This is a genomic window from Variovorax cryoconiti (assembly GCF_051216395.1).
Classification (GTDB): Bacteria; Pseudomonadota; Gammaproteobacteria; order Burkholderiales; family Burkholderiaceae_C; genus Variovorax.
The window spans coordinates 324,683-346,365 of the sequence record NZ_JBPJZI010000004.1 but is presented as its reverse complement, the minus strand read 5'-3'; the positions used below and the strand labels follow the sequence as shown (position 1 = coordinate 346,365).

Genomic DNA, 21,683 nt, shown 5'->3' with positions numbered 1-21,683 from the left:
TGGACCGTCACGGGAGAACGGATGCTGCTGCCGAACCGAACCTTCTTGGCGACCTGGTCGCTGTGTGCACTGGCAGCCTCCGCTTCGGCGCAGGGGCCGACGGCATCGCCCGGCATCTACAGCTGTACCGACAGCCGCGGGCGGACCATCACCGCCGACCGGCCGATCGCCGATTGCGCCGACCGCGAACAGCGCGAGTTCGGCCCGAGCGGCACCGTGCGCCGCACCCTCGAACCCACCTACACCCCGCGCGAGCAGGCCGAGCGCGAAGAGCGCGCGCGGCAGGCGGCGATGCAGGCGTCGCGGCTGAGCGAGGAGCGACGGCGCGAGCGCGCCCTGCTGATGCGCTACCCCAACCCGACAGCGCACGAGCGCGAGCGGTCGGAGGCCATGCTGCAGATCGACGCGGTGATCGACGCCGCCCGCAAGCGTCTTGGCGAACTGGCCAAGGAGCGCCAGGGCATCGACGACGAGATGGAGTTCTACAAGAAGGACCTGAGCAAGGCCCCACCGTCGTTGCGCCGCAAGCTCGACGACAGCGAGCAGAGCGTGGCGATCCAGAACCGCTTCGTTGCAGCCCAGGAAGACGAGAAGAAGCGCGTGAACGCGCGCTTCGACGAAGAGCGCGCGCGGCTCAAGCCGCTGTGGACGGCGAACGCGGCTGGCGGCGCCGGCCGCTGAGGCCGTTCAGCCGAGCTTGCTCTTGAGCAGCGCATTGACCTGCGCCGGGTTGGCCTTGCCCTGGCTGGCCTTCATGACCTGACCGACCAGCGCGTTGAAGGCCTTGTCCTTGCCGGCGCGGTACTCGGCGATGTTCTTTTCGTTGGTGGCGAGCACGCCGTCGATGATGGCTTCGAGGGCGCCGGCGTCGCTCATCTGCTTGAGGCCCTTGGCTTCGATCACGGCATCGACGTCGCTCGCTTCGCCGGTCCACAGGGCGTCGAAGACCTGGCGTGCGGCGGCGTTGGAGATGGTGCCGTCGCTGATGCGTGTGACAAGCTGCGCGAGCAGTGCAGTCGTCACCGGAGCGGCTTCGATAGCGATCTCCTGCGCATTCAAGCGGCGAGCCATCTCACCCGTGATCCAGTTCGCCACCGTCTTGGCATAGTGCGATTCGCTCGCCTTAGCCGGGTTCGTCGCACGCAGTGCCGCTACAGCGCTCTCGAAGTACGCAGCCGTTGCGACGCTTTGCGTCAGTGCACTGGCGTCGTACTCGGATAGCTGATAGTCGGTCATGAAGCGCTGGGCCATCTTGCCCGGCAATTCAGGCATCTCGCCACGCACCCGCTCGATCCACTCCTGCGCGATCGCCAGCGGCGGCAGGTCCGGGTCGGGGAAGTAGCGGTAGTCGGCCGCGTCTTCCTTGGTGCGCATCGCGCGGGTCTCGCCGGTGTCGGGGTCGAACAGCACGGTCGCCTGCTGGATCGCGCGGCCGTCCTCGATCTCCTCGATCTGCCAGCGGATCTCGTAGTCGATCGCCTGCTGCATGAACTTGAAGCTGTTCAGGTTCTTGATCTCGCGGCGCGTGCCCAGCTTGGCACCGGGCTTGCGCACCGACACGTTGGCGTCGCAGCGGAAGCTGCCTTCCTGCATGTTGCCGTCGCAGATGCCGATCCAGGTCACGATCTTGTGCAGCTCCTTCGCATAGGCCACGGCCTCGGCGGTGGAGCGCATGTCGGGTTCGGTCACGATCTCGAGCAGCGGCGTGCCGGCGCGGTTCAGGTCGATGCCCGACTGGCCGATGAAGTCCTCGTGCAGCGACTTGCCGGCGTCTTCTTCCAGGTGCGCGCGCACCAGCCGCACGGTCTTGGCTTCGTCGCCGACGAAGAAGCTCACGGCGCCGCCCTGCACCACCGGGATCTCGAACTGCGAGATCTGGTAGCCCTTGGGCAGGTCGGGGTAGAAATAGTTCTTGCGCGCGAAGACGCTGCGCGGCGCGATGGTCGAGCCCAGCGCCAGGCCCAGCTTGATGGCGCGTTCGACCGCGCCCTTGTTCATCACCGGCAGCGTGCCCGGCAGCGCCAGGTCGACGGCGCAGGCCTGCGTGTTGGGCTCGGCGCCGAAGGCCGTCGAGGCGCGGCTGAAGATCTTGCTGGCGGTCGACAACTGCGCGTGCGTCTCGAAGCCGATGATGACTTCATAGCCCTGCACCAGCGGGCCGGTCGGGCGGCCTGCTTGCTGCGCTTCGAATGTGTTCACGGGGTCGCTCATCTCGGATGCCTTCAAATGCCTTGCGGTGCGCGTGCATGCCAGTCGGTGGCCTGCTGGAAGCGGTGCGCCGCATTCAGCAGCTTCGCCTCGGCGAAGTAGTTGCCGATCAGCTGCAGGCCGACCGGCATGCCGTCTTCGCCGAAGCCCGCAGGCAGGCTCATGCCGGGCAGGCCGGCCAGCGAGGCGGGGAGGGTGAAGATGTCGGCCAGGTAGTCGGCGACCGGGTCGTCGCCGTGCGCGCCGAGCTTCCAGGCCACGGTCGGTGCGGCCGGGCCGGCGATCACGTCGCAGTCCTGGAAGGCCTGCTGGAAGTCGTCGGCGATCATCCGGCGCACCTTCTGCGCCTGCAGGTAGTAGGCGTCGTAGTAGCCGTGGCTCAGCACGTAGGTGCCGATCATGATGCGGCGCTTGACCTCGTCGCCGAAGCCTTCTTCGCGGGTCTTGCCGTACATGTCGGCCAGGTCCTTGTACTGCGCGGCCCGGTGGCCGAACTTGACGCCGTCGAAGCGGCTCAGGTTGCTCGACGCTTCGGCCGCCGCGAGGATGTAGTACACGGGGATCGACAGCTCGGTGCGCGGCAGCGTGACGGCCACGCGCTTGGCGCCCAGCTTCTCGTACTCGGCCAGGGCCGCATCGACCGCGGCGCGCACGCCGGGGGCTACGCCCTCGCCGAAGAACTCCTTCGGCACGCCGATGCGCAGGCCCTCCAGCGAGCCGGTCAACGTGCGCGAACAGTCTTCGGCCGGCCGGTCGATCGAGGTCGAGTCGCGGTCCAGGTCGGGGCCGCACATGGCCGACAGCAGCAGCGCGCAGTCTTCGGCCGAACGGGCCATCGCGCCGGCTTGGTCGAGGCTGGACGCGAAGGCGACCATGCCGTAGCGCGAGGCGCGGCCGTAGGTCGGCTTGATGCCGGTGATGCCGCAGAAGGACGCGGGCTGGCGGATCGAGCCGCCGGTGTCGGTGCCGGTGGCAGCGGGCGCCAGGCGTGCCGCTACGGCGGCCGCGCTGCCGCCGGAGGAGCCGCCCGGCACGCGGCCGGTGTCCCACGGGTTGCGCACGGGCACGACGGCGTCGGAGCCCACGGCGGGCACGGCGACGTTCTCGTTGGCCGAGCCCATGGCGAACTCGTCGCAGCTGAGCTTGCCCAGCGTCACGGCGCCGGCCTCGGCCAGGCGCCGCACCACGGTCGCGTCGAAAGGCGAGCGGTAGCCCGCCAGCATGCGCGAGCCGGCGGTGGTCGGGAAGTCGGTCGTGACGAAGATGTCCTTGTGCGCGATCGGCACGCCGGCCAGCGCCGGTGCGTTGCCCTGTGCAATCTGCGCGTCGGCGGCCCGGGCCTGCGCCAGCGTCACGTCGGCATCGACCGCCACGAAGGCGCCGAGCGCCTGGTGCGCATCGATGCGTTGCAGGAAATGTTGCGCCGCTTCGACCGCCGAGACCTCGCGCGCGGCGAGCGCCTTGGCCAGCCCGGCCACGCCCAGTTGATGCAGGTCCGCACTCATTCGATCACCTTCGGCACGAGGAACAGGCCGCGCTCGACGGCGGGGGCGCTCTTCTGGTTGGCGTCGCGGTTGTTCGGCTCGCTCACCACGTCGTCGCGCAGGCGCAGCGTGATGTCTTCGATGGCGGCCACGGGGTGGGCCAGCGGCTCTAGGCCGGTGGTGTCGACGGCGCGCATCTTTTCGACCAGGTCGAAGAAGCCGTTGATCTGGCCCTGCAGCCGCGTGCTTTCTTCGGGTGCCAGCTGGAGGCGTGCCAGCGTGGCAATGCGGGCGATATCGGTGGAGGTGAGTGACATTCGGAAATGAGGACGAAACGGTGTCGAAACCGGCCCCGCCGGGGGGCGAAAACGAAGGAAGTCCAGGGGATTCGGGTATTATCCCGCCTTTGCCGCAACCCCCGCGAACGCGCCGGCTTTTGCTGCAAAAACCATCAATCCATCCCTTCAGACGACCCAAAAAATAGAGCGACGACCTGCCGATGCGCATGCCGTGCTCCAGAGGAATTCCACATGTTTGGAGCTTTCCGTCGGTACTTTTCGACCGACCTCGCCATCGACCTCGGCACTGCCAATACCCTGATCTTCGCTCGCGGCAAGGGCATCGTCCTTGACGAGCCTTCCGTCGTGGCCATTCGCCACGAAGGCGGCCCCCACGGCAAGAAGGTGATCCAGGCCGTCGGCCGCGAAGCCAAGGCCATGCTGGGCAAGGTGCCCGGCAACATCGAGGCGATCCGCCCGATGAAGGATGGCGTCATTGCCGACTTCGTGATCACCGAGCAGATGATCAAGCAGTTCATCAAGATGGTGCACCCGCGCTCGATGCTCGCGCCCAGCCCGCGCATCATCATCTGCGTGCCCTGCGGCTCGACCCAGGTCGAGCGCCGTGCCATCAAGGACGCGGCCGAAGCGGCAGGCGCCACCTCGGTCTACCTCATCGAAGAACCCATGGCCGCGGCCATCGGTGCCGGCCTGCCGGTGTCGGAAGCGTCGGGCTCGATGGTGGTCGACATCGGCGGCGGAACCACCGAAGTGGGCGTGATCTCGCTGGGCGGCATGGTCTACAAGGGCAGCGTCCGCGTCGGCGGCGACCGCTTCGACGAGGCCATCATCAACTACATCCGCCGCAACTACGGCATGCTGATCGGCGAGCCGACGGCCGAAGTCATCAAGAAGACCATCGGCTCGGCCTTCCCGGGCTCCGAGGTCAAGGAGATGGAAGTCAAGGGCCGCAACCTCAGCGAGGGCGTGCCGCGCAGCTTCACCATCAGCAGCAACGAAGTGCTGGAAGCGCTGACCGACCCGCTCAACAACATCGTCTCGGCCGTGAAGAATGCGCTGGAGCAGACGCCACCCGAGCTGGGTGCCGACATCGCCGAGCGCGGCATGATGCTCACGGGTGGCGGCGCCCTGCTGCGCGACCTCGACCGGCTGCTGGCCGAGGAAACCGGTCTGCCGGTGCTGGTCGCCGAAGACCCGCTGACCTGCGTGGTGCGCGGCTGCGGCATCGCGCTCGAGCGCATGGACCGCCTCGGCAGCATCTTCACCTCGGAATAACCCCGGCGGTCGCGTATGCCGCTCGGCACGCTGGATCGCTCCGCGCCACCGCTCTTCCACCAGGGACCGTCGGCGCTCAGCAAGCTGATCTTCTTCAGCGCACTCGCCGTGTTCCTGATGGTGGCCGATGCGCGCTTCCACCTGATGCAGCCGGTGCGTGCCGCGGTCGGTGTGGTGCTCTATCCCTTCCAGTGGCTGGCGCTCAAGCCGGTGCAGCTGTTCGCTCAAGGCGGCACCTACCTCGAAGACCTGCAGGCGGCCCAGCGCCACGAGGCCGAGGCACGCCGCGCGCTGACGCTGCAGGCCGAGCGTGCGGGCCAGGCCGACAGCCTGGCCAAGGAAAACGAACGGCTGCGCTCGCTGCTCGAACTGCGGCAGACGACGCAGACGCCGGGCCGCGCGGCCGAGGTGCTCTACGACGCGGCCGACCCGTACACCCGCAAGGTCGTCATCGACCAGGGCCTGTCCAGCGGCATCGCCCCCGGCTCGCCGGTGATCGACGAGCGCGGCGTGATCGGCCAGGTGACGCAGGTGCTGCCTTTCAGCAGCGAAGTCACCCTGGTGATCGACCGCGACCTTGCCATCCCGGTGCAGAACACGCGCACCGGTGCACGCAGCGTGGCCTTCGGCGACGCCAGTGCGCACGGCGGCGGGCTCGAACTGCGCTTCATGGCTGCCAACGCCGATCTGCAGGAGGGTGACTTGCTCGCGACCAGTGGTGTCGACGGCGTCTACCCGCCGGGGCTGCCGGTGGCGAAGATCGAACGCATCGAACGCCGTGCCGATTCCGGCTTCGCCCGCATCTACTGCCTGCCGCTCGCGCAGGTGACGGCGGCGCGCTATGTGCTGGTGCTGGCACCGATCGGCAGTGCAGCGTCGATGCGCTCGGCCGCGGCTGCATCGGCGGCGGCGTCGGCCGCCAGCGTCAAGAAGAACGCCGACATCAAGCCGAAGACACCCGCGGCCTCCGAGGCAAAACCCGCTGCTCGCCGAGAAGGGCGCACGCCATGATCATGCGTCCCGGCCAGCAGCAGCTCCTGCTGCCCGTCAACCCGGTCTTCATCTGGGCCAGCCTGATCGTCGCGCTGCTGTTCGACATGGTGCCGCTGGGCCGCGCGGCCTGGACGCCCGACCTGCTGGCGCTGGCGATCGTGTTCTGGAGCGTGCACCAGCCCACACGGATCGGTATCGGCGCGGCCTTCGTCTTCGGCCTGTGCATGGACGTGCACCAGTCGGCCATGCTCGGGCAGCATGCGCTGTCGTACACCACGCTGGGCTTCTTTGCGATCATGTTGCACCGGCGGCTGCTCTGGTACCCGGTGCTGTCGCAGGCGCCGCAGGTGCTGCCGCTGTTCGCCGTGTCGCACCTGATCGAGCTGGCCATCCGCATGATCGGCGGCGGGGTGTTCCCGGGCTGGTCGCTGCTGATCGCACCGGTGATCGAAGCGGCCCTGTGGCCGCTCATCAGCGTCATCCTGCTGGCGCCGCAGCGGCGCACGCCCGAACCCGATGCCAACCGGCCGCTGTGACCTGGCCCCTGTGAACTTGCTTCGCGCACGCTGCGCGCGTAGTCTGCGTCCCGCATGACCGAGATAAGAAACGTCGCCGCCGACCTCGCCCGCTTCAAGCGGCGGGTGATCGTCATCGGCCTGGTGGTGCTCACCGCCTTCGGGCTGCTGTGCTCGCGGCTGGTCTACCTGCAGGTGGTGCGGCACGTCGACCTGGCCGAGCAGGCCGAGAGCAATCGCACGGCCGTGTTGCCGGTGGTGCCCAACCGTGGGCTGATCCTCGACCGCAACGGCGTCGTGCTGGCGTCGAACTACTCGGCCTACACGCTGGAGATCACGCCGTCGAAGGCCGGCAAGGTGGACGAGACCATCGACGCACTGGCCGAGGTGGTCGACGTCACGCCGCGCGACCGTCGCCGCTTCAAGCGCCTGCGCGAGGACTCGCGCAGTTTCGATTCGGTGCCCATCCGCACGCGCCTGTCCGACGAGGAGGTCGCCCGTTTCGCGGCGCAGCGCTACCGCTTCCCGGGCGTCGAAATCAAGGCGCGGCTGTTCCGCAACTACCCCTACGGCGAGACGGCGAGCCATGTGCTCGGCTACATCGGCCGCATCAACCAGCGCGAGAAGGAAGCGATGGAAGACTGGCCGGAGGAAGAGGTGTCCAACTACAAGGGCACCGACTACATCGGCAAGCTTGGCGTGGAGCAAAGCTACGAAAAGACCTTGCACGGGCTGACCGGCGTGGAGCAGATGGAAACCTCGGCCGGGGGACGCGCGGTGCGGCGGCTGGCCAGCCACCCGTCGACGCCGGGCGACACCGTGATGCTGTCGCTCGACATCAAGCTGCAAAAGCTGATTGAGGACATGTACGGCGATCGCCGCGGCGCGCTGGTGGCGTTCAACCCCAAAACCGGCGAGGTGCTGGCCTTCGTCAGCAAGCCGACCTTCGACCCCAACCTGTTCGTTGAGGGCATCGACACCGAGAGCTGGAAGGAGCTGAGCGAGTCGCTCGACAAGCCGCTGCTCAACCGCGCGCTGCGCGGCACCTACCCGCCGGGCTCGACGTACAAGCCCTTCATGGCGCTGGCCGCGCTCGAGACCGGTTCGCGCGGGCCGAACGTCGTGGTCAACGACCCGGGCTACTTCAACTTCGGCGGGCACCGCTTCGGCAGCCCCGAAGGCAACATCGGTGGCGTCGACATGCGCCGCTCGATCCAGCTGTCGAGCAACATCTACTACTACTCGCTGGCCAACGAGATGGGCGTCGATAAGATCCACGACTTCATGAAGCCGCTGGGTTTCGGCCAGATCACGGGCATCGACCTGGGCGGTGAACTGCGCGGCGTGCTGCCCAGCACCGAGTGGAAGCGCAACGCCTACAAGCGGCCCGAGCAGAAGAAGTGGTACGCCGGCGAAACCATCTCGCTGGGCATCGGCCAGGGCTACAACACCTTCACCATGCTGCAGCTGGCCCAGGCCGCGTCGATCGTGGCCGACGGCGGCGTGCGGCACCGGCCGCACGTGGTGCTCGCCACCCGAGACACGGTCACGGGCCAGATCAAGTCGGTGATCCAGCCGCCCGCGGAGGACCTGGGCTTCAAGCCGGCCAACGTGGCCGTCGTGCGCGAAGGTCTGGTGAGCGTCGTCACCAGCGGCACGGCGCGCGGTGTGTTCGCCGGGGCGGGCTACCAGGCTGCCGGCAAGACCGGCACGGCGCAGGCCGTGACGCAAGCCCAGAACACCAAGTACAACGCCAAGGCCCTCGAGGAGCACCAGCGCGACCACGCGCTCTTCATGGGCTTCGCGCCGGCCAACGACCCGAAGATCGCGCTGGCGGTGATCGTGGAGAACGCCGGTTGGGGCGCCGGTGCAGCCGCGCCGATCGCGCGGCGGGTGATGGACTACTGGTTGATGGACCAGTACCCGAGCGAGGCCGACATGGCAGCGGTCCGGGTGGGCAAGGCGACGGTGCCGATCGGCAAGCCCCGTGTGGCGAGCGAGGTGGCGTGGCCGCCGGTGCCTGCGAACACGCCGGCTACGGCGCCCTGAGCGTCACCACTCCCCGAGCTGGCGAACGCGCTGGTCAAGGTCCATGCGCTCGAAGGCGTCGGCGGACGGACGTGCGACGGGAATCTGCAGGGTAGATGAGGCAGCGCGGGAAGACGTCCTGCGGCGTCCCATGGCTTGCGCGATGCGCTGGCGCCACGTGGCCGCCGACGCATCGGCAGTGCGGTAGGTGGGTGTGTGGGCGGGCATCGCAGCTCCTTGAGGGGGTCTGCCGATCTTCCGCCTGACGCTCGTCCCACGGGAAAAAGTTTCCGTGAACTTCGTCGTGTTTCCAGGTGTGGCCCGTGCAACTGTGTGTGGCGCACCACAATGAAGCCGCTCTTTCGCGACCGCATTCCGGCCAGGCCAAAAAAAAGACGCCGTCCAGCGGCGTCTTTTTCGTTTGTGCGGCTTCTCTGTGGAAGCCTGTTGTCTCGGGTTCTTCGAGTTCTGGGCGAAAGCTATGTCTCCTCGGCACCCCGCGGGACGGGCATGCCCGTTTGCGAGTGGCGCGACTTTAGAGTGCGCACCGCGGCAGTGCATTAGGACTAACCCGTTACCAGAAGCTTCGCCCGGCCCAAAATGTATCGAGACGTGAGAGGGCTCGATCTCAGCTTGCCGCGAGCGCGGCCTTGCGGATGCTCTGCAAGGTGCTGCCGGGCGTGATGGCTTCCGGGTCGAGCAGGCAATGCAGGATGGCCGGCTTGCCGCTGGCCCGTGCGCGCGCCAGCGCAGGGCCGAACTCTTCCGTCGTGGTCACGCGCTCGCCATGGCCGCCGAACACCTCGGCGTAGCCGCGGAAGTCGGGGTTCTTCAGCTGCGTGGCACTGACGCGCCCGGGGTAGTGCTTCTCCTGGTGCATGCGGATCGTGCCGTACATCGCGTTGTCGAGCAGCACCACGATGACGGCCAAGCCGTACTGCACCGCGGTCGCGAATTCCTGGCCGTGCATCAGGAAGTCGCCGTCGCCGGCGAACACCACCACTTCGCGCTGCGGGCACAGGCGCTTGCCGCCCACGCCGGCCGGCAGGCCGTAGCCCATCGAGCCGCTGGTGGGCGCCAGCTGGCTGGCGAAGGTGGTGAAGGGCCAGAAGCGGTGCACCCAGGTGGCGAAGTTGCCCGCGCCGTTGCAGAAGATGGTGTCGGCCGGCAACACCTCGCGCAGGTGTGTCATGACCTCGCCCATCTGCAGCGGGCCGGGAATGCGGATCGGCGCCGGATCGCTCCAGGCCAGGAAGTCCTGGTGCGCCTGGGCCGTGGCCGCCGCCCATGTCGGCGGCGCCGAGGGCCGCAGCGACGCGACCGCCGCCGCGAAGGCCTGCGGCGTCGCGTGGATCGCCTGCGTGGCGCGGTACAGCTTGCCCAGCTCGTCGGCGTCGGCGTTCACGTGCACCAGCGCCTGCTGCGGCGTCGGGATGCCGATCAGCTCGTAGCCCTGCGAGGGCACCTCCGACAGGCGCCCGCCGATCAGCAGCACCAGGTCCGATGCACGGATGGCCTGCAGCAGCTTCGGGTTCGCGCCCAGCCCGAGGTCGCCGCCATACGACGGGTGCTTGGCGCTGAACAGCATCTGGCGCCGGAACGAGCAGTACACCGGCAGCGCGAAGGCCTCGGCGAAGCCGGCGAACTGCTGCACCGCCGCGTCGGACCAGCGGCTGCCGCCGAGGATCACGACCGGCCGCTCGGCCGCCTCGATGCGCTGCTGCAGCTCGGCGATCTGCGCCGCGCCCGGGTGCGTTTCCGTGACGGCGTACGGCAGGGCATCGGCCACCGTGGCGGCTTCGGTCAGCATGTCTTCCGGCAGCGCGATCACCACCGGGCCGGGCCGGCCCGAGGTCGCGACATGGAAGGCGCGCGAGATGAGTTCGGGCACGCGCGCCGGGTCGTCGATCTGCACGACCCACTTGGCCATGGTGCCGAACACTGCGCCGTAGTCCAGTTCCTGGAAGGCCTCGCGGCCGAGCGCGTCGCGCGCCACCTGGCCGACGAAGAGCAGCAGCGGCGTGGAATCCTGGTGCGCGATGTGCACGCCGGCCGACGCGTTGGTCGCGCCGGGGCCGCGCGTGACGAAGCAGACGCCCGGCTTGCCGGTGAGCTTGCCCTGCGCCTCGGCCATCATGGCCGCGCCGCCTTCCTGGCGGCACACGGTCACGGCGATCGAGGCGTCGTGCAGTGCGTCGAGCACGGCCAGGAAGCTTTCGCCGGGCACGCAGAACAGCTGCTCGACGCCGTGGGTGATGAGTTGGTCGACCAGGATCTGGCCGCCGGTGCGGGGTGAGGTCATGTGGGTTCCGATGAAATCAATGGGGTCACTCGAGCGCAGCACAGGCCGCGGTGATGCGTGCGCAGGCTTCTTCCAGTTGCGCCATCGAGGTTGCATACGAGATGCGGAAGTAAGGCGCCAGCCCGAACACGCTGCCCGGCACCACCGCCACCTCGACATCCTGCAGCAGGTAGCGGCAGAAATCGCTGTCGGTCTGCAGCCGTGTGCCGCCGCGCGTGTGCTTGCCGAGCACGCCGGCGCAGCTGGCGTACGTATAGAAGGCACCCTCGGGCACGCGGCAATGCAGGCCGGGCGCGCCGTTCAGTGCGGCCACCACGACGTCGCGCCGCGCCTGGAAGTCCGCGCAGCGCGTCGCGACCACGTCCTGCGGCCCGGTCAGCGCCTCGATGGCCGCGGCCTGGCTGATCGACGAGGGGCACGAGGTCGTCTGGCTCTGCACCACGGCCATGGCCGCGATCAGCGCGCGCGGCCCGGCCCCGTAGCCGACACGCCAGCCGGTCATCGCGTAGGCCTTCGACACGCCGTTCACCGTCAGCGTGCGATCGCGCAGCCGCGGCTCGACAGCCACCGGCGTGGCGAACGCCAGCCCGTCGTAGAGGATGTGTTCGTAGATGTCGTCCGCCAGCACCCACACCGACGGATGCCGCAGCAGCACCTCGCACAGGGGCGCGAGCTGCGCCGCGCTGTAGGCCGCACCGCTCGGGTTCGACGGCGAGTTCAGAAAGAGCCAGCGCGTGCGCGGCGTGATGGCCGCTTCGAGCTGCGCGGCGTCGAGCCGGAAGCCGTTCGCCTCGGTGCACGCGACCGACACCGGCACGCCGCCGCAGATCTGCACGATGTCGGCGTACGAGGTCCAGTAGGGCGCCGGCAGGATGACTTCATCGCCCGGGTTCAGGCTGGCCATCATCGCGTTGAAGATGACCTGCTTGGCGCCGGCGCTCACGGTGATCTCGTCGAGCGCGAAGTCCAGCCCGTTGTCGCGCTGGAACTTGTGCTGCACCGCGGCCTTCATGGCCGGGCTGCCGTCGAGCACCGTGTAGCGCGTCTCGCCGCGGCCGATGGCGCGCATCGCAGCGTCGAGCACGTTCTGCGGCGTGTCGAAGTCCGGCTCGCCGGCGCCCAGCACGATCACCGGCCGGCCGGCGCGTTTGAGCGCATTCGCATGGTCGGTGATGCGCAGGATCTCGGACACGCCGATGGCGCGCACGCGCTGTGCGGGCACGAAAGCGGTCGTCACGCTCACAGCTTCTCAGCCCGCGATGTCGAAGGTCACGCCTTGCGCCAGCGGCAGGGTGGTCGAGTAGTTGATGGTGTTGGTGGCGCGGCGCATGTAGGCCTTCCAGGCGTCGGAGCCGGCTTCGCGCCCGCCGCCGGTTTCCTTCTCGCCACCGAAGGCGCCGCCGATCTCCGCGCCGCTCGGGCCGATGTTCACGTTGGCGATGCCGCAGTCCGAGCCCGCCGCCGACATGAAGCGTTCGGCCTCGCGCATGTCGAGCGTGAAGATCGACGACGACAGGCCCGCGCCCACCGCGTTGTGCCATTCGATGGCTTCGTCGAAGGACGAATAGCGCACGACGTAGAGGATGGGCGCGAAGGTCTCGCGCAGTGCCGGACCGGCGTGCGCGCTCAGTTCGACCAGCGCCGGGCGCGCGTAGTAGGCGTCTGGCGTGCCGATGCCGTCGACGCGCTGGCCGCCGTGCACCGTCGCGCCCAGCTCGCGGCATTCGCCGAGGGCCTTCTGCATGCCGTCGAAGGCAGCGCGGTCGATCAGCGGGCCGACCAGCGTGCCGGCCTCGCGCGGGTCGCCGACCTGCACGTTGCCATAGACCTTGGCCAGCTTGGGCACCAGCGCGTCGTACACGCTGTCGTGCACGAACAGGCGGCGCAGCGTGGTGCAGCGCTGGCCGGCCGTGCCCATGGCCGCGAAGGCGATGCCGCGCAGCGCGAGGTCCAGGTCGGCCGACGGCGACACGATGGCCGCGTTGTTGCCGCCCAGTTCGAGGATGGCGCGGGCGAAGCGCGCGGCCAGCTTGGGCGCCACCTGGCGGCCCATGGCGGTCGAGCCGGTGGCCGAAAGCACCGGCACGCGGTGGTCGTCGACCAGCACTTCGCCGATGTCGCGCTGGCCGATCAGCAGTTCGAGCAGGCCCTCGGGCGCGTCCGCGCCGAAGCGGGCGATGGCGCGCTGGGCGATGGCGTGCGTGGCGAGCGCGGTCAGCGGCGTCTTCTCGGACGGCTTCCACACCACCGAATCACCGCAGACCAGCGCCAGCGCCGCGTTCCACGACCACACCGCCACCGGGAAGTTGAAGGCGGAGATCACGCCGACCACGCCCAGCGGATGCCAGGTTTCCATCATCCGGTGTTCGGCGCGTTCGGTCGCGATCGTCAGGCCGTAGAGCTGGCGCGACAGGCCGACCGCGAAGTCGCAGATGTCGATCATTTCCTGCACCTCGCCGGCGCCTTCGGACGGGACCTTGCCGACTTCGAGCGTCACCAGCCGGCCGAGGTCGGCCTTGTGCAGGCGCAGTTCTTCGCCGAGCAGGCGCACCAGTTCGCCGCGGCGCGGTGCCGGGACGTTGCGCCAAGTCAGGTACGCGGCGTGGGCGCGGCCGATGGCCTCGCTGGCCTGGGCGGTGGACGTCTCGGCGACGGCCGCGATCTGTTCGCCGGTGACCGGCGAGCGCACCGGCAGCGAGCCACCGGTAGTGGCGTCGCGCGGCACGCCGAGGCGTTGCAGCAGTTCGGCGACTTCGGTCGGCAGGGAGGAAGGGGTGGAGGCGTTGGGCATGGCGGGGTCCGGCTGGGAAAGACGATGGCGACACTGTCCGCCACCGCGGCCGGCTTGCATAGCGAAAATGTGGAACGAGTTGATGCTGAGGGCGAATGAAGTCGGCAGAATGTGCGCCTGATGCTTGTAAGAGGATGGGGATCGAGCCGCTGCTTCATTCCCCCTCCGAATGACGATGTTCAGAAAATCCTTCCTCCCGCCCATCGCCGACCTGCTCGCTTTCGAAGCGGCCGCGCGGCACCACAGCATCTCGCGCGCGGCGGACGAGCTGCACCTCACGCAGAGCGCGGTGTCGCGGCAGATCCGCCAGCTCGAGCAGCAATTGGGCATCGCGCTCTTCCACCGCGTGCGCCAGCGCATCGTGCTCACCGACATCGGCCGCGTCTATGCGGCCGACGTGCGTGCGGTGCTGCAGCAGCTGTCGGGCGCCAGCCAGAAGGTGATGGCGTCGGCCGGCGGCGGCCTGCTCAACCTGGCGGTGCTGCCCACGCTGGGCACGCGGTGGTTGATCCCGCGACTGGGCGGCTTCGTCGCGCGGCACCCGGAGGTCACGGTGAATTTCGCCGCCCGCTCCGAGCCTTTCGACTTCGCGCAGGAGCCCTTCGACGCCGCCATCCACTTCGGCGCGCCGCACTGGGCCGGCGCGGCCTGCGCCTATCTGATGCACGAGGCGGTGGTGCCGGTCTGCAGCCCGGCCTTCGCCGAACGCCATGCCATTCGGCAGCCGGAAGACCTGGCGGCGGTCGTGCTGCTGCAGCAGAGCACCCGGCCGACCCAATGGGCGGAATGGTTCGAGCAGGTCGGCGTGGCCGGCGCACCGGCCCTGCGCGGGCCGCGCTTCGAGCAGTTCGCAATGATCGCGCAGGCGGCGGTGTCGGGCCTCGGCGCGGCGCTGCTGCCCAGCTTTCTGGTCGAAGCCGAGATCGCTGCCGGCGCGCTGACCGTGCTGTTCCCCCAGGCGCTGACCAGCGACGACGCCTATTACCTGGTCTACCCCGAGTCGCGCGCGCAGGTGCCGCTGCTGCTGGCCTTCCGCGACTGGATCGTCGGCGAGGCGCAGGCCGACGCGGCGGCGATCAATCCGCCGAAGGGGCCTGTGGCAGCTCGATCTTCTGCGCGGCCGGCGAGCTCGCCAGGCTCTGCGTCGGCCGGCGCAGCGTCGCGTCGAAAGGGTTGATGCGCGGGCCGATGGCGGCCGCCTCGCGCTTGAGCAGTTCGACCACCGTGGGCATGCGGTCGGCGTTGAGCCGGTCGGCGATGGTGCCCACGCTCAGCGCGGCCACGGCGCGGCCCTCGCGGTCGCAGATCGGCACCGCCACGCCGGCCATGCCTTCGAGCAGGCCGGTGTTGCGGCCGGCGTAGCCCTGCTGGCGCACCTTCTCGATCTCGGTGCGCAGGTAGACCTCGTCGTACACGCCGTACTCGCGCACCCGCGAGAGGTTGAAGCGGATGACCTCCTCGCGCTCGGTCTCCGGCAGGAAGGCCAGGATCGCCAGCGCGCCCTGGCCCACGCCCAGCGCGATGCGCCCGCCGATGTCGCCGGAGAAGGAGCGGATGGGGAAGGGGCCTTCGCTGCGGTCGAGGCAGACGGCGTCGAAGCCGCTGCGCACCAGCAGGAAGATGCTGTCGCCCAGGCTGGCGCTCAGGCGCAGCAGGGCGGGCCGGCACAGGGCGCGCAGCCCGCCGCCGTCGCCGGCCTTCGCGGCGAGGGCGAAGAAGTCGATGCTGAGCCGGTAGAGCTTGCTGCGCTCGTCCTGCTCGACCACGCCCTCGACCACCAGCGATTGCAGCAAACGGTGCGTGGTGGCCTGGGTCAGGCCCACATTTCGTGCGATCTGGGTCACGCGGCCGCCTTCGGCCTGCAGTTCGGCCAGGGCGCGGATCACCAGGAAGGCCCGGGGCACGCCCCCGGTGGGGGTGGAAGTCGTCGTCATGGTGGGTCCTGCGGAATCTCTTTGCCTCAGTTTATCTCAAGTATTCCGATGAATGGAATAAAACATAGATAACTTCCGTTTAATGGAATACCACGAGTGTTCTGGTTCGGTTATTGCAATAGATTGGTTCGAACGCCATCGGGATTCAGTCCCTGTGGCGGCTCCCCCGATTCGATGAAAGGCCGTCCATGTCATTTCTTCAACTCACCGGCGTGACCAAGTACTACGGCACGACCTGCGCCGTGTCGGCCATGAACCTGACCGTGGAGAAGGGCGAGTTCGTCTCGCTGCTCGGCCCCTCGGGTTGCGGCAAGACCACCACGCTGCAGATGGTGGCCGGCTTCGAGGCGGTGAGCAGCGGGCGCATCGAACTCGACGGCAAGGACATCACGACCGCCAAGGCCAACACCCGCGGCCTGGGCATCGTGTTCCAGACCTATGCGCTGTTCCCGCACATGACGGTGGCCGACAACGTGAGCTTCGGCCTCGAGATGCGCAAGATGCCCAAGGCCGAACGGCAGGAGCGCGTCGCGCAGGCGCTGGCGCTGGTCCACCTCGAGGTGCACGCCAGGAAGTACCCGCGCGAACTCTCCGGCGGCCAGCGTCAGCGCGTCGCCCTGGCCCGCGCGCTGGTGATCGAGCCGCCGGTGCTGCTGCTCGACGAGCCGCTGTCCAACCTCGACGCCAAGCTGCGCGAGGAAATGCAGTTCGAGCTGCGCCAGATCCAGCGCAAGGTCGGCACCACCACCATCATGGTCACGCACGACCAGAGCGAGGCGATGTCCATCAGCGACCGCGTGGTCGTGATGGAAGGCGGCCGCGCCACGCAGATCGATCATCCGCACCGCGTGTACGAGCACCCGCGCACCCGATTCATCTCGACCTTCGTCGGCAAGGCGAACCTGCTGGAAGGCCGGGTCGTGTCGGTCGGCAGCCGCACGCGCGTCGAGATCGGCCCGCTCGCGGTCGACGTGGACGATGCGGGCTTCCGCCCCGGCGCCGCCGTGCTGCTGAGCGTGCGGCCCGAGAAGGCGCAACTCGTCGCCGCGGGCAGCGGCCGGCTGCAGGGCGTGGTCGGCGAGCGTTTCTTCCTCGGCAGCCAGTGGCTCTACCGCGTGGGCACGCCGGTCGGCGACATCATGGTGCTGAGCCCCAACGACGGCCGCGATGCGCTCGACGAAGGCCAGGCCGCCGGCATCGACTGGCCCGACCACTGCACGCGCCTGCTGCCGGCGGACGACATCGCGGCGGCGGTTGCATGAGCGCGCTTGCCAGGAAGTCCACGCCCTGGTGGCTCTCGGCCCCGGCGCTGGCGCTGTTCACCGTGCTGCTGCTGGTGCCGCTGGGGCTCACCGCGGTGCTGTCGTTCAACGTCTACGACCCGGCGCTGGGCGTGAAGAGCGGCGAGTTCACGCTCGACCACTACATCCACCTCTTCACCGACTCCTACTACTACGGCATCTTCTGGCGCACCTTCTGGATCTCGGCGCTGGTCGCGCTGATCTGCGTGCTGATCGGCACGCCCGAGGCCTATGTGCTCAGCCGCATGCGCAACCCGTGGCGCTCGATCCTGCTGCTGGTGGTGCTCGCGCCGCTGCTGGTGTCGGTGGTGGTGCGCGCCTTCGGCTGGAGCATGCTGCTCGGCCCCGAGGGCCTGGTCAACGGACTGCTCGGCGTCTTCGGCCTCGGCCCGGTCAAGATCCTCTACACCGAGACGGCCATCGTCATCGCGCTGGTGCACGTGATGCTGCCCTTCATGGTGATCCCGGTGTGGACCTCGCTGCAGAAGCTCGACGCCGGCGTGGAGAACGCGGCCCTGTCGCTCGGCGCCACGCCCTTCACCACGCTGCGGCGCATCGTGCTGCCGCAGGTCATGCCCGGCATTTTGTCGGGCAGCCTGATCGTCTTTGGCCTTGCGGCCAGCTCCTTCGCCATTCCCGGCCTGCTCGGCGGACGTCGCCTGAAGATGGTTGCCACGGTGGTGTACGACGAGTACCTGCACGAGCTGAACTGGCCGCTCGGTGCTGCCGTGGCGCTGGTGCTGCTGGTGGCGAACCTGGTCGTCATGCTGAGCTACAACCGCCTCGTCGAAGGCCGTTACAAGAAGTCGTTGGGCTAAATAACTATGACCCCCACGCTCCATCACTTCGTGTATTCGCTGCCCCCCGAGGGGGCGCAGGCCTCCCTTGGGGCGGCCCGGCGGGAGGCCTCATGACCAAGAACGGCCCCCTCGCCCTCGCGTTCAACGCGCTCGTCATCGCCTTCATGCTGGCGCCCCTGGTGGTCGTCTGCGTGGTGGCCTTCACGCCCGAGAACACGCTCACGCTGCCGACCACCGAGTTCTCTCTGCGCTGGTTCCGCGCGGTGTTCGAGCATTCGGACTTCATGCAGTCCTTCTGGAACAGCCTGTGGCTGGCGCTCGCCTCCGCGACCATCGCGACGCTGCTCGCGGTGCCGGCCGGCATGGCGATCACGCGCTACGCCTTTCCGGGGCGCGACTTCCTCAACGCGCTGTTCCTGTCGCCGCTGATCATTCCGCACCTGGTGCTGGGCGTCGCGCTGCTGCGGACCTTCGCGCTGGTCGGCGGCACCGGCAGCTTCGGCTTCCTGATCTTCGCGCACGCGCTGATCGTCACGCCCTACACGCTGCGCCTGGTGGTGGCCGCGCTGGTCGGCTTCGACCGCAGCGCCGAGCAGGCCGCGCTGTCGCTGGGCGCGAGCCAGGCGACGGTGTTCAAGCGCATCACGCTGCCGATGATCCTGCCGGGCGTCACGGGCGGCTGGCTGCTGGCCTTCATCAACAGCTTCGACGAAGTGACCATGTCGATCTTCGTCACCTCGCCGAGCACGGTGACGCTGCCGGTGCGCATGTACATGTACGCGACCGAGTCGATCGATCCGCTGATGGCGGCGGTGTCGGCGCTGATGGTGGCGGTCACGGCCGTCGCGATGATCGTGCTCGACCGGCTCTATGGCCTCGACCGGGTGCTGGTGGGAGGTCATCGGTGACGGCTGTCGTCGTGCAACCGCTGCTGCACCGTGTCGCCGAAACGCAGCGCGCGGCGGTGTCGTTCACGCTCGACGGCCGGCCGGTTCAGGCGCTGGAAGGCGACACGGTGCTGACCGCCGTGCTCACGCAGAGCGCGCAATTGCGCCGCAACGAATTCAGCGGTGAGCCGCGTGCCGGCTTCTGCATGATGGGCGCCTGTCAGGACTGCTGGATCGCCACCGCCAACGGCGCGCGGCTGCGCGCCTGCTCGACCTTCATCGTGCCCGGCATGGCGCTGTTGAGTGGCGGAGTGGCCGCATGACGACGACGGCGTTGCAGCCCGTGATCGTCGGCGCCGGCCCGGCCGGCATTCGCGCCGCGCAGACGCTGGCCGCGCATGGCCTGCGGCCGATCGTGATCGACGAGGCCGCGCGTGCCGGCGGCCAGATCTACCGCCGCCCGCCCGCGCATTTCAAGCGCACCCCGCAAGCGCTCTACGGCACCGAAGCCGCCCGCGCCAACGCCGTGCACGCGGCGATCGACGGCCTGCAGGACCGCATCGACCACCGCCCCGACAGCCTCGTGTGGAACGTGCAGGACCACCAGCTCGACGTGCTGCACGGCCCCACGCAGACCACGCGCACCGTGCCCTACCGGCAGCTCATCGTCGCCACCGGCGCCACCGACCGCGTGCTGCCCGTGCCGGGCTGGACGCTGCCCGGCGTGTACACGCTCGGCGGCGCGCAGGTGGCGCTCAAGTTCCAGGGCTGCGCCATCGGATCGCGCGTGGTGTTCGCGGGCACCGGGCCGCTGCTCTACCTGGTGGCGTACCAGTACGCGAAGGCCGGCGTCGAGGTGGCGGCGGTGCTGGACACGGCGCGCTTCGCCGATCAGCTCGCGGCCGTGCCGGCGATGCTGCGGCAGCCTGCGGTGTTGGCGAAGGGCATGTACTACGTCGCCTGGCTGCGCGCGCATGGTGTGGCGCTGCACAACGGCGTGCGGCTGGTTCGCATGCCGGGCGACGAGCGCGTGCGCTCGGTCGTCTGGGCCGAAGGCGACCGCGAACGTTCACTCGATTGCGACGCCGTCGGCTTCGGCTATGCGCTGCGTTCTGAAACCCAGCTGGCCGACCTGCTGGGCTGCCGCTTCGCCTTCGCGCCGATGCATCGCGCGCACCTGCCTGAGCGCGATGCGGCCGGCCGCTCCAGCGTGCCGGGCGTGTACCTCGCGGGCGATGGCGCCGGCATCATGGGGGCCGATGCGGCCGAGTGGGCGGGTGAACTCGCAGCACTCACACTGCTGGCCGACCACGCCGTGACGGTCGATGCGCAGCGTGCCGACGTGCTGCAGCAGAAGCTCGACAAGCTCATGGGCTTCCGCACCGGCCTCGAGCGCGCCTTTCCCTTTCCCACCGACTGGGCCGCGCAGGCGCCCGACGAACTCGTCGTCTGCCGCTGCGAGAACGTCACGGCCGGGGAACTGCGCCGCCGCATCGCCGACAGCGGGGCCGACGAGATGAACCGACTCAAGGCCTTGACGCGCGTCGGCATGGGCCGGTGCCAGGGCCGCATGTGCGGCGTGGCGGCGGCGGAAATCCTCGCGCACGCCACGGGACAGCCGGTGGCGCAGGTCGGCCGCTTCCGTGGGCAGGCGCCGATCAAGCCGATCCCGATCCATCTGGTGCATGCGCCGAGCGCGGCGCACGAGGAGGTGGCGGCATGACGCAGCGCATCGTGACCGACGTCGCCATCGTCGGCGGTGGCATCGTCGGCAGCTCGGCCGCACTGGCCTTGCGTCGCATGGGGCTGCGCGTGGTGCTGCTGGAGCGCGACCTGTGCGGTTCGCGCTCCAGCGGCGTGAACTACGGTGGTGTGCGTCGCCAGGGCCGGCCGATCAGCCAGTTGCCGCTGGCGCAGCGCGCGCATGCGATCTGGGGGCGGCTGCCCGAATTGCTCGGCACCGATGGCGAGTACATCCGCTCGGGCCATTTCAAGATCGCGCGCAGCGAGGCCGATCTGGTCGCACTCGAGGCCTACCGCGACAGCGCGCGCGACTTCGATCTCGGTATCGACATCCTCTCCGGTGCGCGGCTGCGCGAACAGTGCCCATGGCTCGGCGGCAAGGCCGTGGGTGGTTCGCTCTGCATGGAAGATGGCCAGGCCAATCCGCGCCTGGTGTCGCCGGCCTTCGCCCTGGCGGCCCGCCGCGCCGGCGCCGACATTCACGAGCGCACCCGCGTCGACGAGATCGCGCACGATGGCCAGTTCTTCCATCTGCGCGCTGGCAACGCGCTGCAAGTGAAGTCGCAGGTGCTGCTCAACTGCGCCGGCGCCTGGGCCAACACCATCGCCGAACAGTTCGGCGACGCGGTGCCGATGCACTCCGGCCACCCGGCCATGGCGGTCACCGAGCCGCTGCCCTTCTTCATGCACTGGAGCCTGGGCGTCGAAGGCGGCAGCGTGTACTGCCGCCAGGTCGCGCGCGGCAACCTGGTGCTCGGCGGCGGACCGGGCCGTGCGCTCGATGCCGACCGCGCGCGGTCCGACCGCGCTTCGATGGCCGCGCTCGCCACGCAGGCGATCGAGCTGCTGCCCGTGCTGCGTCACGCCCATTTCATTCGCACCTGGAGCGGCACCGAAGGCTACCTGCCCGACCGCCAGCCGGTGATCGGCCCGAGCCGCACGACGACCGGGCTGTTCCACGGCTTCGGCTTTGCCGGTGCCGGCTTCCAGATCGGGCCCGCCGTCGGCGAGGTGCTGGCCGAACTGGTGAGCGATGGCCGCAGCACCACGCCCATCGACGCCTTCGGCATCGGCCGTTTCGCCAACGCACCCGTCACCGAGCCCGCGCTCGCGCATTGATCCG

At 69.1% G+C, this 21,683-nt stretch carries 20 protein-coding genes; 12 read left to right on the top strand and 8 right to left on the bottom strand.

Annotated elements, in window-relative coordinates; genetic code table 11:
* Positions 1–21 precede the first annotated feature (21 nt).
* Positions 22–681: a DUF4124 domain-containing protein gene (locus tag ACSFA2_RS13510; RefSeq protein WP_435455816.1), complete on the top strand. Its 660-nt coding sequence runs from the start codon at positions 22–24 to the stop codon at positions 679–681.
* Between the two features lie 6 nt (positions 682–687).
* Here the strand turns inward: ACSFA2_RS13510 and gatB are convergent, their stop codons facing one another.
* From gatB to gatC, 3 genes are read right to left on the bottom strand one after another with little or no spacing between them, the layout of a single operon-like run.
* Positions 688–2,211, bottom strand: coding sequence for an Asp-tRNA(Asn)/Glu-tRNA(Gln) amidotransferase subunit GatB (gene gatB / locus ACSFA2_RS13505; RefSeq protein WP_435455815.1), 1,524 nt, complete (start codon positions 2,209–2,211; stop codon positions 688–690).
* A gap of 11 nt (positions 2,212–2,222) precedes the next feature.
* Positions 2,223–3,713, bottom strand: coding sequence for an Asp-tRNA(Asn)/Glu-tRNA(Gln) amidotransferase subunit GatA (gatA, locus tag ACSFA2_RS13500; RefSeq protein WP_435455814.1), 1,491 nt, complete (start codon positions 3,711–3,713; stop codon positions 2,223–2,225).
* Entirely contained in the window at positions 3,710–4,009 is a 300-nt protein-coding gene (gatC, locus tag ACSFA2_RS13495) for an Asp-tRNA(Asn)/Glu-tRNA(Gln) amidotransferase subunit GatC (RefSeq protein WP_435455813.1), read from the bottom strand. Before gatC ends, gatA begins: the two co-directional genes overlap by 4 nt.
* Before the next feature lie 213 nt (positions 4,010–4,222).
* Between gatC and ACSFA2_RS13490 the strand changes: the two genes are divergently transcribed.
* The 4 genes from ACSFA2_RS13490 to mrdA are packed head-to-tail and all read left to right on the top strand — an operon-like array spanning position 4,223 to position 8,823.
* Positions 4,223–5,266: a rod shape-determining protein gene (locus tag ACSFA2_RS13490; protein WP_435455812.1), complete on the top strand. Its 1,044-nt coding sequence runs from the start codon at positions 4,223–4,225 to the stop codon at positions 5,264–5,266.
* Positions 5,267–5,281: 15 nt separating this feature from the next.
* A complete protein-coding gene (gene mreC, locus ACSFA2_RS13485; RefSeq protein ID WP_435455811.1) occupies positions 5,282–6,277 on the top strand; it encodes a rod shape-determining protein MreC in 996 nt (331 codons plus the stop codon).
* Positions 6,274–6,795 (top strand): rod shape-determining protein MreD, encoded by a 522-nt coding sequence (mreD, locus tag ACSFA2_RS13480; protein ID WP_435455810.1) that lies wholly within the window; start codon positions 6,274–6,276, stop codon positions 6,793–6,795. Before mreC ends, mreD begins: the two co-directional genes overlap by 4 nt.
* A 54-nt stretch (positions 6,796–6,849) precedes the next feature.
* The gene (mrdA, locus tag ACSFA2_RS13475; RefSeq protein WP_435455809.1) at positions 6,850–8,823 is read left to right on the top strand and encodes a penicillin-binding protein 2; all 1,974 of its coding nucleotides are present in this window, start codon (positions 6,850–6,852) and stop codon (positions 8,821–8,823) included.
* 3 nt (positions 8,824–8,826) lie between these two features.
* On the opposite strand, the gene ACSFA2_RS13470 is transcribed toward mrdA, so the two are convergent.
* From ACSFA2_RS13470 to amaB, 4 genes are all read right to left on the bottom strand, one after another.
* Positions 8,827–9,030, bottom strand: a complete 204-nt coding sequence (locus tag ACSFA2_RS13470; RefSeq protein WP_435455808.1) for a hypothetical protein — start codon at positions 9,028–9,030, stop codon at positions 8,827–8,829.
* Between the two features lie 400 nt (positions 9,031–9,430).
* Positions 9,431–11,104, bottom strand: coding sequence for a thiamine pyrophosphate-binding protein (locus ACSFA2_RS13465; RefSeq protein WP_435455807.1), 1,674 nt, complete (start codon positions 11,102–11,104; stop codon positions 9,431–9,433).
* 25 nt (positions 11,105–11,129) lie between these two features.
* Positions 11,130–12,341, bottom strand: coding sequence for a pyridoxal phosphate-dependent aminotransferase (locus ACSFA2_RS13460; RefSeq protein WP_435455806.1), 1,212 nt, complete (start codon positions 12,339–12,341; stop codon positions 11,130–11,132).
* 12 nt (positions 12,342–12,353) lie between these two features.
* A complete protein-coding gene (gene amaB / locus ACSFA2_RS13455) occupies positions 12,354–13,895 on the bottom strand; it encodes an L-piperidine-6-carboxylate dehydrogenase (RefSeq protein ID WP_435455804.1) in 1,542 nt (513 codons plus the stop codon).
* A 175-nt stretch (positions 13,896–14,070) separates the two neighbouring features.
* Between amaB and ACSFA2_RS13450 the strand changes: the two genes are divergently transcribed.
* Positions 14,071–15,072 carry a LysR family transcriptional regulator gene (locus tag ACSFA2_RS13450; RefSeq protein ID WP_435455803.1) on the top strand — a complete coding sequence of 334 codons (1,002 nt, stop codon included), beginning with the start codon at positions 14,071–14,073 and terminating at the stop codon, positions 15,070–15,072.
* On the opposite strand, the gene ACSFA2_RS13445 is transcribed toward ACSFA2_RS13450, so the two are convergent.
* Positions 14,972–15,829, bottom strand: a complete 858-nt coding sequence (locus tag ACSFA2_RS13445) for an IclR family transcriptional regulator (protein WP_435455802.1) — start codon at positions 15,827–15,829, stop codon at positions 14,972–14,974. The two genes, ACSFA2_RS13450 and ACSFA2_RS13445, sit on opposite strands and share 101 nt — an antisense overlap.
* A gap of 188 nt (positions 15,830–16,017) precedes the next feature.
* Here ACSFA2_RS13445 and ACSFA2_RS13440 point away from each other — a divergent pair, with 188 nt between their 5' ends.
* The 6 genes from ACSFA2_RS13440 to ACSFA2_RS13415 all read left to right on the top strand — a co-directional run bounded on the left by ACSFA2_RS13440 (position 16,018) and on the right by ACSFA2_RS13415 (position 21,679).
* The gene (locus tag ACSFA2_RS13440; protein ID WP_435455801.1) at positions 16,018–17,091 is read left to right on the top strand and encodes an ABC transporter ATP-binding protein; all 1,074 of its coding nucleotides are present in this window, start codon (positions 16,018–16,020) and stop codon (positions 17,089–17,091) included.
* Complete coding sequence (locus tag ACSFA2_RS13435) at positions 17,088–17,948, top strand: ABC transporter permease (RefSeq protein ID WP_435455800.1); 861 nt, start codon at positions 17,088–17,090, stop codon at positions 17,946–17,948. Before ACSFA2_RS13440 ends, ACSFA2_RS13435 begins: the two co-directional genes overlap by 4 nt.
* 92 nt (positions 17,949–18,040) lie before the next feature.
* Positions 18,041–18,838 carry an ABC transporter permease gene (locus ACSFA2_RS13430; protein WP_435455799.1) on the top strand — a complete coding sequence of 266 codons (798 nt, stop codon included), beginning with the start codon at positions 18,041–18,043 and terminating at the stop codon, positions 18,836–18,838.
* Positions 18,835–19,140: a (2Fe-2S)-binding protein gene (locus ACSFA2_RS13425; protein ID WP_435455798.1), complete on the top strand. Its 306-nt coding sequence runs from the start codon at positions 18,835–18,837 to the stop codon at positions 19,138–19,140. Before ACSFA2_RS13430 ends, ACSFA2_RS13425 begins: the two co-directional genes overlap by 4 nt.
* Positions 19,137–20,540, top strand: a complete 1,404-nt coding sequence (locus ACSFA2_RS13420) for an FAD/NAD(P)-dependent oxidoreductase (RefSeq protein ID WP_435455797.1) — start codon at positions 19,137–19,139, stop codon at positions 20,538–20,540. The genes ACSFA2_RS13425 and ACSFA2_RS13420 overlap by 4 nt, the downstream gene beginning before the upstream one ends.
* Positions 20,537–21,679 carry an NAD(P)/FAD-dependent oxidoreductase gene (locus tag ACSFA2_RS13415; RefSeq protein WP_435455796.1) on the top strand — a complete coding sequence of 381 codons (1,143 nt, stop codon included), beginning with the start codon at positions 20,537–20,539 and terminating at the stop codon, positions 21,677–21,679. Before ACSFA2_RS13420 ends, ACSFA2_RS13415 begins: the two co-directional genes overlap by 4 nt.
* Positions 21,680–21,683: the final 4 nt, after the last annotated feature.

Coding starts and splice junctions, on each gene's coding strand:
- ACSFA2_RS13435 (WP_435455800.1), top strand. CDS start 17,088: ATGAGCGCGCTTGCCAGGAAGTCCACGCCCTGGTGGCTCTCGGCCCCG.
- ACSFA2_RS13440 (WP_435455801.1), top strand. CDS start 16,018: ATGTCATTTCTTCAACTCACCGGCGTGACCAAGTACTACGGCACGACC.
- mreD (WP_435455810.1), top strand. CDS start 6,274: ATGATCATGCGTCCCGGCCAGCAGCAGCTCCTGCTGCCCGTCAACCCG.
- ACSFA2_RS13470 (WP_435455808.1), bottom strand. CDS start 9,030: ATGCCCGCCCACACACCCACCTACCGCACTGCCGATGCGTCGGCGGCC.
- gatA (WP_435455814.1), bottom strand. CDS start 3,713: ATGAGTGCGGACCTGCATCAACTGGGCGTGGCCGGGCTGGCCAAGGCG.
- gatC (WP_435455813.1), bottom strand. CDS start 4,009: ATGTCACTCACCTCCACCGATATCGCCCGCATTGCCACGCTGGCACGC.
- ACSFA2_RS13510 (WP_435455816.1), top strand. CDS start 22: ATGCTGCTGCCGAACCGAACCTTCTTGGCGACCTGGTCGCTGTGTGCA.
- ACSFA2_RS13490 (WP_435455812.1), top strand. CDS start 4,223: ATGTTTGGAGCTTTCCGTCGGTACTTTTCGACCGACCTCGCCATCGAC.
- amaB (WP_435455804.1), bottom strand. CDS start 13,895: ATGCCCAACGCCTCCACCCCTTCCTCCCTGCCGACCGAAGTCGCCGAA.
- mreC (WP_435455811.1), top strand. CDS start 5,282: ATGCCGCTCGGCACGCTGGATCGCTCCGCGCCACCGCTCTTCCACCAG.
- ACSFA2_RS13430 (WP_435455799.1), top strand. CDS start 18,041: ATGACCAAGAACGGCCCCCTCGCCCTCGCGTTCAACGCGCTCGTCATC.
- ACSFA2_RS13465 (WP_435455807.1), bottom strand. CDS start 11,104: ATGACCTCACCCCGCACCGGCGGCCAGATCCTGGTCGACCAACTCATC.
- ACSFA2_RS13415 (WP_435455796.1), top strand. CDS start 20,537: ATGACGCAGCGCATCGTGACCGACGTCGCCATCGTCGGCGGTGGCATC.
- ACSFA2_RS13420 (WP_435455797.1), top strand. CDS start 19,137: ATGACGACGACGGCGTTGCAGCCCGTGATCGTCGGCGCCGGCCCGGCC.
- ACSFA2_RS13445 (WP_435455802.1), bottom strand. CDS start 15,829: ATGACGACGACTTCCACCCCCACCGGGGGCGTGCCCCGGGCCTTCCTG.
- mrdA (WP_435455809.1), top strand. CDS start 6,850: ATGACCGAGATAAGAAACGTCGCCGCCGACCTCGCCCGCTTCAAGCGG.
- ACSFA2_RS13450 (WP_435455803.1), top strand. CDS start 14,071: ATGTTCAGAAAATCCTTCCTCCCGCCCATCGCCGACCTGCTCGCTTTC.
- gatB (WP_435455815.1), bottom strand. CDS start 2,211: ATGAGCGACCCCGTGAACACATTCGAAGCGCAGCAAGCAGGCCGCCCG.